The organism is Ktedonobacterales bacterium (assembly GCA_036557285.1).
In the GTDB taxonomy this organism is placed as follows: Bacteria; Chloroflexota; Ktedonobacteria; order Ktedonobacterales; family DATBGS01; genus DATBHW01.
Genome location: DATBHW010000081.1, coordinates 41,604 through 55,899, shown reverse-complemented (window position 1 = coordinate 55,899; position 14,296 = coordinate 41,604). Strand labels below are relative to the sequence as shown.

10 protein-coding genes are annotated in these 14,296 nt (G+C 59.7%); 8 read left to right on the top strand and 2 right to left on the bottom strand.

The window, feature by feature from the left end; translation table 11 throughout:
* Nucleotides 1–257 precede the first annotated feature (257 nt).
* The 8 genes from VH599_22030 to VH599_21995 all read left to right on the top strand — a co-directional run bounded on the left by VH599_22030 (nucleotide 258) and on the right by VH599_21995 (nucleotide 9,936).
* Nucleotides 258–695 (top strand): DUF4190 domain-containing protein, encoded by a 438-nt coding sequence (locus VH599_22030; GenBank protein ID HEY7351004.1) that lies wholly within the window; start codon nucleotides 258–260, stop codon nucleotides 693–695.
* 261 nt (nucleotides 696–956) lie between these two features.
* The gene (locus tag VH599_22025) at nucleotides 957–1,397 is read left to right on the top strand and encodes a DUF4190 domain-containing protein (GenBank protein HEY7351003.1); all 441 of its coding nucleotides are present in this window, start codon (nucleotides 957–959) and stop codon (nucleotides 1,395–1,397) included.
* Nucleotides 1,398–1,522: 125 nt separating this feature from the next.
* Nucleotides 1,523–2,872, top strand: coding sequence for a sodium:proton antiporter (locus VH599_22020; GenBank protein ID HEY7351002.1), 1,350 nt, complete (start codon nucleotides 1,523–1,525; stop codon nucleotides 2,870–2,872).
* A 104-nt stretch (nucleotides 2,873–2,976) separates the two neighbouring features.
* Entirely contained in the window at nucleotides 2,977–4,950 is a 1,974-nt protein-coding gene (ftsH, locus tag VH599_22015; protein HEY7351001.1) for an ATP-dependent zinc metalloprotease FtsH, read from the top strand.
* A 148-nt stretch (nucleotides 4,951–5,098) separates the two neighbouring features.
* Nucleotides 5,099–6,409: a pitrilysin family protein gene (locus VH599_22010; GenBank protein HEY7351000.1), complete on the top strand. Its 1,311-nt coding sequence runs from the start codon at nucleotides 5,099–5,101 to the stop codon at nucleotides 6,407–6,409.
* Nucleotides 6,410–6,469: 60 nt separating this feature from the next.
* A complete protein-coding gene (locus VH599_22005; GenBank protein ID HEY7350999.1) occupies nucleotides 6,470–8,152 on the top strand; it encodes a molybdopterin-dependent oxidoreductase in 1,683 nt (560 codons plus the stop codon).
* A 9-nt stretch (nucleotides 8,153–8,161) separates the two neighbouring features.
* Nucleotides 8,162–9,538: a type I glutamate--ammonia ligase gene (glnA, locus tag VH599_22000; GenBank protein ID HEY7350998.1), complete on the top strand. Its 1,377-nt coding sequence runs from the start codon at nucleotides 8,162–8,164 to the stop codon at nucleotides 9,536–9,538.
* A 104-nt stretch (nucleotides 9,539–9,642) separates the two neighbouring features.
* Nucleotides 9,643–9,936, top strand: a complete 294-nt coding sequence (locus VH599_21995) for a hypothetical protein (protein ID HEY7350997.1) — start codon at nucleotides 9,643–9,645, stop codon at nucleotides 9,934–9,936.
* Between the two features lie 66 nt (nucleotides 9,937–10,002).
* Here VH599_21995 and VH599_21990 read toward each other — a convergent pair whose 3' ends face one another.
* The gene (locus tag VH599_21990; protein HEY7350996.1) at nucleotides 10,003–11,010 is read right to left on the bottom strand and encodes a DMT family transporter; all 1,008 of its coding nucleotides are present in this window, start codon (nucleotides 11,008–11,010) and stop codon (nucleotides 10,003–10,005) included.
* 4 nt (nucleotides 11,011–11,014) lie between these two features.
* On the bottom strand, nucleotides 11,015–14,266 hold the full coding sequence (locus VH599_21985; protein HEY7350995.1) for a GAF domain-containing protein: 3,252 nt from the start codon (nucleotides 14,264–14,266) through the stop codon (nucleotides 11,015–11,017).
* Between the last annotated feature and the right edge of the window lie 30 nt (nucleotides 14,267–14,296).

Here is a 14,296-nt window from a genome sequence, read left to right as displayed (position 1 = left end):
ACTCTGGTTTTATGAAAATTTCTCAAAGAGGTTTGCAAAAGCGGTAATCTACATGCCACACAGCCGCCAGCATTGCGCGACGATCAGCGCATTGCCCATCAAGCATTATAGCATAGCCGCCGGGCTTTCCTGGCTGCCTCACCGATAAAAAGCCACTTGCGTATCCTTGAAGCGGTCTGTTACAATGGAGGGGCAACGCGGGCAAACTGGCATCCTTCCTGTGAAGAGGGATCGCCCGCCACTGTGGAGGAGCAATCATGAGCAATCCGTATCCGCCACCTTATGGCTCGGACCCCTATCAGCAGGGCTACTCGCAGCCGCAGGGCGACTACTCGCAATATTCGCAGTCCCAGTATAATCAAGCGCCAGGCTATGGGCAGCCTGCCTATGGGCAGCCCGCCTACGTGCAGCCGGTGATGGTTGCGCAGAAGCAAACCAACAACAAAGCCATCATCTCACTTATCCTGGGAATATGCTCGTTTGCTGTCGCTGGAAACCTGCTGACTGGCATTCCCGCCATTATCTGCGGCCACATGGCGCTGAGGGAGATCAACGCCAGCGGCGGTCTTCAGGAAGGCCGTCCTCTGGCAACGGTTGGCCTGGTGCTTGGGTATGTCGCCACCGCAGGCACCCTGGCTTTCTGCCTCTTCTTTCTCTTCGCCGTTATCCTGGCAGTAGGCAGCACTCCCAGCTAACCTTCAGCCCGGACATTCATGAACATTATCACCCAGAAGGGAACAGCGCCAGGGGTGCGCTGCCTCCTGGGTGTGGCTCTTCCTGGCGCGCATAACCCTTATCGCCTGCCCCGCGCTTTCCCGCGCCAGCAGAGCCATCCCGGAGAATTAGCGCCCATTCCTTGCATCTGCCGCGCGTCTCGTACAATGAGCATGAAGCGCAAACCGTTGGAAAACGTTATTATATGAGTATTAGCCGTCTTTTATTCAGGAGAGATGTTCATGAGCAATCCGTATCCTCCCGATCCTTACGGCTCCTCATCAAGCTATGATCCCTATCGTCAGCCGGAGAACTCCTACCCTCAATACAACCGGCCGGAGAACTCCTACGGGCAATATAGCCCGCCGCCGCTCTACGCGCCGCCAGCGCAGCCAGTATACATTCAGCCGGTCATCGTCGGGCAGCAAACGAACGGCAAGGCAACCGCTGCCATGATCCTGGGACTCCTGGTATTTGTCGCCTGGTTCCTTACTGGCATTCCCGCCGTCATCCTGGGCCATATGGCCCTGGGGGAGATCAATGCCAGCGGTGGCATGCAGGGTGGCCGAGGTATGGCAATTACCGGGCTGGTGCTGGGCTACATCTCTATCGCTGGCCTGGGATGTATATGTCTCCTCTTCCTCCTGGGCGCGCTTAGTCCAGGAGCCAGCCCGCGCTACTAGGGCGCAGCGGCGCAGCGGTCGCTTGGTGAATTGCAGGCGGCAAAGCAAGCCGCCGCCCCGTGTATATTTCTTGCACAGATCAGGCAAACTCGATAGTGAGGTTAGCCTGCGGAAATGTTTCATTCATGACGACCACCTCAGAAGAGATACGCCTGATCGTCCTGCTGCTGCTCATCTCGCTGGGGGTTGCCCTGGCCGCGCGATGGGCCAGGCTCCCCTATACCCTGGGATTGGTCGTTGTCGGGCTGGGCATCGGGTTCTTTCACCTCTTGCCAGATATCATCCTTACCCCTGATCTCGTGCTGCTGATCTTTCTGCCTCCGCTGCTCTTTGAGGGCGCCTGGAACCTGGAGCAGCGCGAACTCTTGCGCAACTGGCTGCCCATTTTCCTGCTCGCCGGGCCGGGTTTAGGCATTTCCATTGCCATTGTTGGCCTCATTCTGCATTTCGCCGTTGGCCTCGATTGGCCCACCGCATTCTTGCTGGGCGCCATCATCTCACCCACCGATCCCATCGCTGTGCTGGCGCTCATGCGCCGGTTGGGATTATCCACACGCCTGCGCGTTTTAGTCGAAGGGGAAAGCCTCTTCAACGACGGCGTGGCAGCGGCAACCACACAAGCCCTGCTGGTGGTGGTCTTAAGCAGCATCGGCGCAGGCGTCGGCCTGGTCAGCTTCGGCGGCTCAGCAAGCGGAATCGCGGCGAGCCAGACTGGATCTGGCGGCGCAGCCATCACCGAAGAGCTTATGCTTAATCTGCTGCGCCTGGTTGGTGGAGGCATCGGCCTGGGATTGGTGGTTGGCTACGTCGTCAGTCGGCTGGTGCGCCACGTCAACGATCATCTGATCGAAACCACTGTTACCGTCGTTGTTGCCTATGGCGTTTACCTGCTGGGCGAAGCGGCACAGGTCTCCGGTATTCTGGCTGTTATTACCGCCGGGCTGGTCCTGGGCAGCTATGGCCGCCAGACAGGCATGACCCAGGCAACTCAGGAAGCTGTTGACGGCTTCTGGGAGTTTGCTGCCTATATCGCCAACTCGCTGCTCTTCTTGTTGATGGGCTTGCAGATCGGCCAGTATCCCATCACCGGAAGAATTATTCCCATCGCCTGGGCTGTGCTGAGCGTGGTAGTTGGTCGCGCCCTGATCATCTATCTGTTTCTGCCACTCTACAATCTGTTGGCGCAGCGACTCGAAGGAAAAAGGGTTGCGCTGTATATCGCCCCCGGCCTCATTCCACGCCACTGGATGCTGCTGCTGCTCAGCGCGGGCTTGCGTGGCGCGCTCTCGCTGGCCCTGGCCCTGGCGCTGCCCCTGTCAACCCCGCACCGCGAGACACTCGTCGTCATTGTCTATGGGGTCGTCCTGGTCACATTACTTGGGCAGGGATTTGGGCTGCGCTTTCTGCTCCCTTTGTTCCGGCGCGAGAGCCGCACTTCCCACCCAGAACCAGACGAGCAGATAATCGAAGAGTAACCCTGGAAAGGGTGAGCATTTGCTGGTGTTGTGCTATAATCAACACAGACGCATCTGGACTCCTTGCCAGGTCGGCTGTCTGTTCAGAGTTGGAGGCCCAGCGCATGATGAGTGGAAAATGGATCAGGAGCAGTGTCTGGCTCGTTGTTATCATCGCCGTCCTGCTGTTACTGTTCCTTATCCTTAAACCCGATACAACCGTTCAGGATGTCGACATCTCCAAGATCATCACTGACGTGCGGAGCGATATTGGCAGGGGCTATTATGATGATGTCATCACCGTTGCCAATGACAAGATCACTGCAAAGCTACACAACGGTGTCCAGGAGGACGCAACTGTTGACGATAATTTCATCATCACGCAGGTGCTCAAGGATAACAACATCCATTACGCCCCTTATGTGGATGGGCAGGGGATCAGCCATGACAAGCCTGATGTCACCCTCAAATACGAACCACCCAGCACCTTCAGCTACCTGTTGAACATCCTGACCGCGTTCCTGCCATTTCTCATCATTGGCGGCGTGCTGATCTTCATGATGCGCCAGGCGCAGGGCAGCAATAACCAGGCACTCTCCTTTGGCAAGAGCCGCGCCCGCATGTTCATGGGCAACAAGCCTACCGTGACGTTTGCCGACGTGGCCGGTGTAGACGAGGCCAAGCAGGAACTGCAAGAAGTCGTCGAGTTCTTGAAATACCCCGATAAGTTCGCCGCCGTTGGCGCGCGTATCCCGCGCGGCGTGCTGCTGGTTGGCCCGCCAGGCACCGGCAAAACCTTGATTAGCCGGGCAGTGGCGGGCGAGGCAGGTGTCCCCTTCTTCAGCATCAGCGGCTCCGAGTTTGTCGAGATGTTTGTCGGCGTGGGCGCTTCCCGCGTGCGCGACCTCTTCGATCAGGCCAAGCGCAACTCGCCCTGCATTGTCTTCGTTGATGAGATCGACGCGGTAGGCCGCCAGCGCGGCGCGGGCCTGGGTGGCTCGCACGATGAGCGCGAGCAAACCCTCAACCAGATTCTGGTGGAGATGGATGGCTTTGATACCAACACCAACGTCATTGTCATTGCCGCCACCAACCGCCCGGACGTGCTGGACCCGGCGCTGCTGCGCCCTGGCCGCTTTGATCGGCAGGTCGTATTGGACCGGCCCGACATCAAGGGGCGCCTGGCAATCCTGCACGTCCATGCCAAGGGCAAGCCGTTGGATCGCAGTGTGCAGCTTGAGACGCTTGCCAAACAAACACCAGGATTTTCCGGCGCGGACCTCCAGAATCTGCTGAACGAGGCGGCAATTCTTTCCGCCCGGCGCAGCAAACGCACTATCGGTATGAGTGAGCTGGAAGAGGCCATTGATCGCGTCATCGCCGGGCCGGAGCGCAAGAGCCGCATCATCAGCGAGCGCGAAAAAGCCATCACCGCCTATCACGAAGTCGGCCACGCGCTGGTAGCGCGGGCGTTGCCCAATTGCGACCCTGTGCATAAGGTTTCGATTGTGGCGCGCGGCTCGATGGGCGGCTACACCCGCCTGCTGCCGATGGAGGACCGCTACCTGAACAGCAAGCCACAGTTCGAGGATTTCCTGGCCTTCGCCCTCGGCGGCCATGTCGCCGAACTGGTCATCTTCGGCGAAGTGACTACAGGCGCCTCCAACGACATCGAGCGCGCCACCGGCATCGCCCGCAAGATGGTCACTGAGTACGGCATGAGCAGCAAAATTGGCCCTATTGCGCTGGGCCACAAGGAAGAGATGGTCTTCCTGGGCCGCGAGATCGGCGAGCAGAAGAACTACAGCGAGCAAACCGCCCGCGAGATCGACGAAGAGATCCGCGACATCATCATGGGCGCCTTTGCCAAAGCGCACAAAGTCCTGACCGAGCATAAAGATCGGTTGGTGATGATTAGCGAAAAGCTGATTCGTGAGGAGACCCTGGAAGGCGTGGCTTTCGAGGTTCTCTTCACCGCCGAGATCCCTGCCGGGCAGTATGGCGCGCCTTCCATCGCTGCTCCGCACTCCAATGGCTCGAATGTCGTTGAGGCTGATGGCCTGAGCGACAATCTGCCAACCGGCGAAGCTCGCAACTAGACCAGCGCCCAACAACACACTCCTCGACCCGGCAGGCTTCCAGCAGCGACAGCTTGCCGGGTCTCTGCCTATGCTATAATAAGTGGCATACGCCGCAATTGTCAGGCGTTCTTTGCCGCGTATCCCTTCGAGAAAGGACCAATCCTTCATGAGCACTGAGGCGCCAGCAGTCGGAATGTCGGGAGCCAGCGCCCCGCATAATTATTTTTATCATGCCTTCCCCAGTGGATTGCAGGTTGTCGGCCAGCGCATGCCCAGCCTCAGCTCCATCACCTTTGGCGTCCAGTTCGGCGCAGGAACAAAGGATGAGCCGACGGAGCGGTACGGCCTGGCGCACCTGATGGAATCCATGATGTTTCAAGGCACGAAATCGCGCACGGTGCGCCAGCTTACCGAAGCCTTCGAGACTCTGGGCGCGCGGAAAGGCGGCAGCGCCAGCACTGAAACCAGCACCTTCTGGTGCCAGCTTGTAGCCCGTCAATTAGACCCGGCGCTCGATCTCATCGCCGATCTGCTGCTGGAGCCAACCTTTCCAACGGATGAATTTGAGCAGATGCGCCAGGTCGCGCTGCAAACCATCCGCCGCCGCGAAGATGAGCCAATGTCGCGCCTCTCCGATCTCTTGTTGGAGCAATTTTATCTTGGCTCCAACCTGGGCCACCGCATGATCGGCACACGCGAAAGCATGGAGGCGCTGACGCCAGAAGACTTGCGCGCGTTCTGGAGTCGCCTCTATCGTCCGGGCAACGCGCTCTTTGCCATCGCGGGAAATTTCGACTGGGACCATCTGATTCAGCGTCTGGATACCCTTTTTGGCGGGTGGTTGGGCAAGGGCGAGCCGGTTGCCTCCGAACGCCCCAAACTCGGCTCCCGCGTCGTCATCCAGCACTATGATGGGCAGCAAGAGCATATTGGCCTGGCTGCCCCCAACGTCACCTTTGGCGACCCCGACTACTACGCCGCGCAACTTACCAGCGAAATATTTGGTGGGGGCATGACTTCGCGCCTCTTTGCCGAAGTACGCGAGAAGCGTGGCCTGGTCTATGCTGTTTCCTCGCGTTTCGGAGCCAGCAGCGTCACCGGGCGTTTTCATCTGTACGCGGGGACCACCCCCGAAAAAGCGCACGAGACGATGCGGGTAATGATTGAAGAAATGCGCAAGCTGGAAGCGGAAGGCGTCACCGATGATGAACTGCGCCGGGCCAAGGTGCAGCTTAAAAGCGAACTGGTCATGCACGCTGAAACCTCCAGCGCCCGCATGGGGGCTATCGCCCATTCCTGGTGGTTCGAGCATCGCTTAAAGACCATTCAGGAGGTGCGCGAAGCGATTGATGCTGTGACCCGCGAGCAAATCGTGGGGCTGCTCAAGCGGTTTCCCCTCACTGATCCGCTTGTTGTCACCGCCATTGGCCCTTGTTCGCGCGAACAACTGACGGAAAACCTGGGTATCAAAGGCTAGCGCCGCGCCCCCAAAGGGAAGCCAGGCACACGGATTGAACCGACAAAAAGGGAATCGCATATGAGCGTGGAAAAAACCGCTCGCCGTACCTGGGGGCGCGCTTCCGAGGGCGCGCTGGCTGGCGCTGTGGCAGGTGCGCTGGCTGTGGGTATCGAGATACTGGCGCGAACCATCACCGGCCTGCCTTCACCCGTTGAGTTGCTGGGAGACCAGGGTACACGCTTCATCCCTGGCCCCCTCTTCGAGTTTCTACTAGGCGTTTTTGGGCACGCCGCCAAATATCTCTACTTTACCGGCATTTCACTTGCTCAGATAGCTGGCCTGGCGCTGCTCACTGCTCTTGGGTTCGCTATGCGGGGCCTGGTCATCCGGCGGCGCGCCTTGACCGACGCAGCGCCCGCCATACAGGCGCCAGTTGGCTGGTGGTTCAGCGCGCCGCTGGCCGCCTGCGCCTGGCTGCTCAGCGGCGCGCTGGCGCTGCCCTTCATGGGCGCGGGCCTCTTTGGCGCAAACCTGCCGGTAGGGACATTGGTGGTTATGGTTGCTTTGCTGGTCCCAGCGGCAGCCTTTGGCGTCGGTCTCCCTCTGAGTCAGCGCGGCCTGCGCTGGCTGGCCCCAAAACTGATCGGCTCGCCAAAGCTCCAGCGCGCGTTTTCGCCCAGCCGCCGCCTCTTCCTCAAGCGGGTTTCTATTGGCCTGGTCATCCTGGGCGTGGGTTCGCTGGCCTGGAAGTTCATCACAGAGGGCATCGGCAACGGCAGCGCGGCAGGCGCAAACTCCCTGGACGGCCCCCCTCCGCCAGAGCGTATCACCCCCGCGCCCACGCCAGCCTATGGCGCGTGGCAGACCGTCAACGGCGAGACTCCCGAATTGACCAGCGTTAATGACTTTTACTATGTCTCCAAAAATGTCTATACTGACCCCAGCCTGGATGCCGGTTCCTGGCGTCTGACTGTCAACGGCGAAGGCGTCGAGCATCCCTTTACGCTCTCGTACCAGGATGTGATGAACCTTCCGGCGGTTGAGCAGATCACCACTCTGGAGTGTATCAGCAACGTCGTGGGCGGCAATCTGCTGAGCAGCGCCCGATGGAAAGGTGTGCCGCTGCAAGATTTGTTGGAGCGCGCGGGCGTCAAAGCAGGCGCTACCAAAGTGGTCTTTCACGCCGCCGACAGCTACACCGATAGCATCCATCTCAGCAAAGCACTGGACCCCATGACCCTGCTGGTCTATCTGATGAACGATCAACCTCTGACACAGGCGCATGGCTTTCCTGCGCGGATGATCGTCCCTGGCATCTATGGAATGAAGCATTGCAAATGGATTACCCAGATTGAAGTCGTCAATTATAATTTTCTAGGCTACTGGCAGCAGGAAGGCTGGAACGACGATGCCGTCATCAACCTGGGCGCGCGCATTGACGTACCGTTCAATAACGCTTCGCTGCCGGTGAACCAGCAGACCACCATCGCTGGCGTCGCGTTTGCAGGCGCTAAAGGCGTGAGTGCTGTTGATGTCAGCACCGATAACGGGCGCACCTGGCGGCGCGCCGCCTTGAAAAAGCCGCTGGGAGCCGTTACCTGGACACTCTGGGAATTGCCCTGGCAGCCTACCAGCAAGGAGACGTATGCCATCGTCGCGCGCATGATTGACCTGCAAGGATATTATCAACAGCCAGTGCTTGCCGCCCCCTATCCCAATGGCGCTACTGGCTATCACCGCATCTACGTAGATGCAAGCTAGAGAAAAAAGATGAGCCGATCTCCTGAACAATCATATAATCAACCCCCGCAAGAAGACGTACAGCGCCTGGTAAGCGAGGCCGAACGGCGCAGTGTGCGCTTTGTAAACCTGGAGTTCACCGATGTTGTGGGCATCGTCAAGAGCGTCACCATTCCGGTTGATCAATTTCCTGATTGCCTGGCACATGGCAAGTGGTTCGATGGCTCGGCGATTGAAGCCTTTGCGCGCATCGCCGAAAGCGATATGTACCTGCGGCCCGACCTTTCGACCTTTGCCATCATTCCCTGGAGCGCGCCCAACGATGTCACCGCGCGCATCATTTGCGACGTGCTGACCCCGGCGGGCGAACGCTATCAGGGCGACCCTCGCGCCGTCCTGCGGCGCGCGCTCCACAAAGCCGAGCAGCAGGGGTTTCACTATATCGTCTCGCCTGAACTGGAGTTCTTTCTGCTTCAGCGGGCCGAAGGCAAGCCTGCCCCGCTCCCTCACGATCAGGGCAGCTACTTTGACCTTTCGACTGATCTCGCGGCGGCGGTCCGTCGGGAGATGGTCCAGGCGCTCCAGGCTATGGGGCCGCGCATCGAGAGCAGCCACCACGAAGTCGCCGCCGGACAGCACGAACTGGATTTCGAGCCAGCCGACGCCATGACCGGCGCTGACGCCATTATGACCGCTCGCTATACGCTCAAGGCTATTGCCCAGCAGCACGACCTCTATGCCACCTTCCTGCCCAAGCCGTTCTACGGCATCAACGGCTCTGGTATGCACATCCATCAGCAGCTTTTACGCCTGGAAGATGGCTCCAACGCCTTTGCCGACCCAGCCGATCACGAATACGGCCTGTCGCCCCTGGCGCGCCATTTCCTGGCGGGTCAGCTAGCCCACGCGCGCGGCATGAGCGCCATTCTGGACCCGCTGGTCAACTCCTATAAGCGCCTGGCGCCGGGCTATGAAGCGCCCGTCATGATTAGCTGGGGCCGGGTCAACCGCGAGGCGCTGCTGCGCGTGCCGCGAGTGAACCCGAACCAGACCAGGAATACCCGCATCGAACTGCGATCCCCGGACCCAAGCTGCAATCCCTACCTGGCGCTGGCGGTGATGCTCGAAGCCGGGCTGGATGGCGTTGCGAACCAGTTGCCCTTGCCCGCGCCTGTCGAGGAAAGCCTGTATATGCTCGATGAAACGGCCCGCCTGCGCCGCCACGTCGCCTTGCTGCCGGAAACGCTCGGCGAAGCCCTCGAAGACCTCAAACGCGATCCGATTGTCCGCGAGGCGCTGGGCGAACATATCGCCGATCGCTTTCTGGAAGCCAAGACCATCGAATGGATGGAATACCGCAAGCAAGTCCACGCCTGGGAGCTGGATCGGTATCTCGAACTTTTCTAAAGCGCCCTGAGCCTTGCCAGCACACGTCTCTCTTCGCTATACTTTAGAGCAGCGGCGCCTGTCTCGACAGCAGCGCCAGCACGCTCAGGAAAGGCCCATCTCACATGAGCACACTGCATAACAAGGGGCGGCTGAAGCCGCTGATTGATAAGACCTGGCGCGCGTTTACGATGATCGTTGTGTTGGCGCTGGGCATCTCTATTGTCGTGGTGCCGCTGGTCTTGCTCATCCCCTTGCTCATACGCGGGGCAAACCCAGGCAATACTACCGAACATGCTCTGCTCTGGCTCTGGATCACCATGACCGTGATCGAGATGGGGCTGGCCTTCTTTATCATCTGGGCCATGTTCCGCACCGCTTTTGGCCTCTGGCAGAGCGTCATGTATCCCAACAAATAGCCAAGGCGAAACGGACGCCTGTCTGTAATTTCGCCGTCTCTGGCGGCGTTTTGGGCAAAGCGTTACCTATTTTTCTGCCAGGCGCGTCTGTGCGCGTGGGGCAAATTGAGCCAGCACGACGGCTACCACAATCAGCGCGGCGCCAACCACCTGAAACCAGAGCGGCGGGTCATTGAGTATCAGTGTTGCCAGGATCAGCGTCACGACCGGCTCAACCGTTGCCAGAATGGCCGCGCGGCTTGGCCCCAGCCGTTCCAATCCGGCAAGAAAGAAGGTGCTGGCAATGACCGTAGAAAATAAAGCCACCCCGCCGATGGCCGCCCAGGCGTTGAGAGAGAGATGCAGCGTCGCGCCATCTCCCACCAGTGCCCCAAGCGCGAAAACCAGCGTTGTTCCAGTCATACTCACGGCGGCGGTCACATCTGCCGGAGTCCCTGCCGTCAGCCGATTGCCGATCAAAATATAGACCGCATACACCAGGGCGGCACTCATCCCCAACGCCAACCCCAGCGCGACCTTCCCTCCAGTGACGCCTGGCAGCGCCACTGCGCCCAATGGCCCAACCGTCAGGGCCGAGCCGCCTACAGCAAACAATAAGGCGGCTACCTTCAACAGCCCCAGGCGCTCGCGCAAAAAGATCGCCGACAGCGCCAGCACCACCCCTGGATAGAGGTACAGCAGCAGTTCCACCACCGCTGTATGCAGATAGGTTAGCGCCGTAAAGAAGGCAATGGAATTGCCCGAAAAGAGGATGCCCAGCGCCAGCAGCGAAAGCAGGCGCTTTGGCCGCCTGATGGCGGCCCAGGCGTGTTTGCCACGCCCACCCAGCAGCAGCACCGGCCACAACACCGCAATCGCCAGGATAAAGCGCAGCAGCAGCACCGTAGAAACATTCGCGCCTGCCGCGTAGGCCAGCCGGGCAAAGATCGCCTGCGAGCCATAGCCTGCCGCCGACGTGAGGACCAGCGCCAGGCCAATGAGAGCGTTTTGCCGCTGGCTACCGTCTCGCGCGCGCCCCCAAGCGGGCGCATCCGAGGCAACGCTGGCACTCCCCTCGCGCTCCTCCTGTTTCATGGCGCTATTCGAGGGGCAGCCGGAGGTAGAAGACGCTGCCCTTCGCCAGACCAGGCGACTCCGCCCAGAGATCACCGCCATGCGCCACAGCAAGCCGCTGGCTGATATACAAACCCAGACCTGTTCCGCCGATGCTGCTTACATTCCCTGCCCGATAAAAACGCTCGAACAGATGGGGCAGCGCCTCTGGCGGGATGCCCACCCCCTCGTCACGCACGCTAATCAGCACTTGCTTCCTCTCGTCCTCAACCTCCACGCAAACGTTCACCTCGCCCCCCTCCGGGCTATATTTCAGCGCGTTAGCGATCAGGTTATTCAGAATCTGTTCCACCCGCCGGGCATCCCAATGTCCCACCACCTCCTCGGTGGGAATATTCATCTCCAGGCTGAGCGTGTGGCGATCAGACGCCGGTTTCCAGTGCTGCACCGCCTTCGTAACCAACGGCGCGAGAAGCGCCGTCCCGCGCTGAAGTGTCAGCTTGCCCGCCTGAATGCGCGAAACATCCAGCAGATCATTGACCAGATCATTTAAGCGTGCTGTCTGGGACTCGATACTCTCGATAGATTCCATCACATGCAGCAGCGCCTGGGGAAGCTCCCCCTGCTTTTCCTGGCGTCGTAACTGGCGCTGGAGTAACTGCGCCTGCCCCCGAATCACCGTCAGCGGGCCACGTAACTCGTGGCTGGCAACCGAGATAAACTCGTCTTTATGCCGCTCCAGTTCTTTGAGCGCCGTAATGTCCTGAAAGACCGCCAGGCCCAGCGTGAAATTGCTATCGGTATCCTGCACCGACACTGCATTCGTCAGAACGGGTACCATGCGCCCATCAGTCTGGCGCAGCAGAAACTGCATTTCTCTGACTGGCTTGCCTGTCTGAACCGCTAATTGAGACGGGAAAGCGCCCGCCTCTACTGGCGTGCCATCTGGCCTGGTGACTTTCCACACTGGCTCAACGGACATTTGCCCTGCCTGGCGGGCGGATTGCATCTCGGCATAGTTGAAGGCCAACTTCAGCGCCGCCTCATTGTACATAAACAGCTTTCCATGCTCATCACGCAAAATGATTCCGGCAGGCAGCGCGTCAATGATGGTCTGGAGAGTTCGGCGCTCGTTCTCTTCCCAGGCGGCATAATCGGCTACCTCTTCATACAGCCGCGCGTTCACCACCGCCAGCGCGATTTGATCGGCAATCGCGCGCGCCACCTGCTGCTCGTTTGCTGAAAAATGGTGCGGCTTGGTATAGGAATAGACCAGCACACCCAGCGCCTGATCTTGCGCCAGAAGCGGCGCTGACAGGCTTGCCTGAAGCCCGTCTTGTTTCAGCGCCTCATACAGCGGATGCGATCCACCAAGGGCATCGCCCACACTGGTATCAAACACCTGCACCTTGCGCGTTCTGAAGGCGAGCGAGGGATTTAACGGCGCGTCAATTGGCAGCACCGGAAAGATTTTACTAAATCCCCCATAGCCACGCTGCGAGGCTATACGAAGTACGCCCTGGCCCTCATCAGCCAGCATAATCGCCGAATCATCAGCGCCAAGGGCTGCGGTAAGCGCCTCTACAGCCGTATCGAGGGTTTCTTTCAAGTCCAGCGGATGGTTGAGCGCCGCCGCCACCCAGCCAACAGCAAGCTGCCTGCGTTGATACTCCTGCCGCTCGGTCACATCCTCCATGATCGCCACAGCACCAGCTACCTGCTCCTGCCTATCGTAAAGTGGCGCCACGCTGACCTGAAGCGCCACCTGAACGCCATCGGCTCGCGTCATTGTCAGCTCCTCGCCGTTTATCACCTCGCCCGCAAGCGCCCGCAAGATCAAGGGATGGCGTACCAGCCCAAACTCCTTGCTTGCCACCTTTTCCGAAATACCTGTCCCCAGCGCGGTTGCTGAGAGCGTGAGCAGCTTTGAGGTTGAAACCCCCGCCAGCGACGCCCCTGCTCGATTGAGGCGGACCAGTTGCCCATTGGTATCGAAGACAGCAACCCCTTCCGCCATGCTCTCAAAGATCGTCTCCATCTCACCAGCGTGCCGCTGCGAGGCATGGGCCATACGCTCGGCAAGCGCATGCTCAGCTTGCAGGCTCTCATAAAGTCGGGCGTTCTGAACAGCCGCGCCAGCCTGCCCCGCAAAGAGGCGCAACCAATCGCCGTCTGGCCCTTCCAGCGGATTGCGCGCGATGCCATCTGGCCCAGGAGCCGGGTTGACACCAAGCACCCCCACAACCCGCCCATTCGCCATCAATGGCAATCCAAGCATCGCAATAATCCCCGCCTCAGCAGCCTCGCGCTTCACGGCGAAACGTGGATCAGCCTGGACATCCGGCACAAACGTCGGGCGTCCGGTGAACAGCACCTCACCAGCAACGCTCTTCCCAGGAACGATCTCGACATCGCGCACCGCATCCCACCCACAAATCGCCTCTATGCGCAGCAGATCGGCCTCTTCATCATAGACCATTAACCAGGACGCTTGCGCTCCAAGGAACGAACAAATGACGGAAACAATCTGTTCTGAGACCTCGCTCAAATGTAATGTCGAGGTGATGGTTTCTGCGGTATGCGCTACCACGCCGAGTCCGCGCTCATAGGTAACGGCACGCTCCCGCGCCGCTGCGAAAAGCTGCGCGTTCTGCACCGCCAGCGCCACATGCCCGGCCAGAAGTTCTGCCAACGCGGCGGTATCAGCAGGAAAGTCCTCCGCTGCACGCTCATTGAGCAGCGCCAACATCCCCAGCGGGCGCTCATCTATCGCCAGCGGAACCAGCAGCACTCCTGCGGCCCCCGTAAAGAGCGCAGAAACCAGTGTGCCTGGAGCCTCTTTGTTCAGAATATGCTGGGAACTCCCATGTCCTGCCCACAGCAGATGAGAGATTACCGAGTCATTCCCCGGATCGACCAGGGCTGGCGCAGCGGGGTCAGAGCGCCTCCCCGACCAGGCCCAACGCTTCAATCGGCGCGCACGCGGCCCTTGCCCGCTGTAGTCATCAACCAGCCAGAGTTGCACCTGATCGACTGCACAGGCGCTCTTCACCGCCTGGCATATGGTTTGCAGAGTAGAGGCAAGCGGGCTACTTTGTCCAGGCGCTAAAGAAACAGGTGTCGCGTGGATGCGCCTGAGAACCTCGGCCAGCCGCTGTTCTGGCAACGTGGGCTGCCAGCGCTGGCTTTGCTTATTGAGCGCATGTGAAAGTTCTGGTTCTGGTTGTCTCATCAGCCTGCCAATCTGATCTCGCCCGGCGCCACGTTGTTTAGCCAAAAACGCAGCCTCCTCTCCCTATCCACTCGG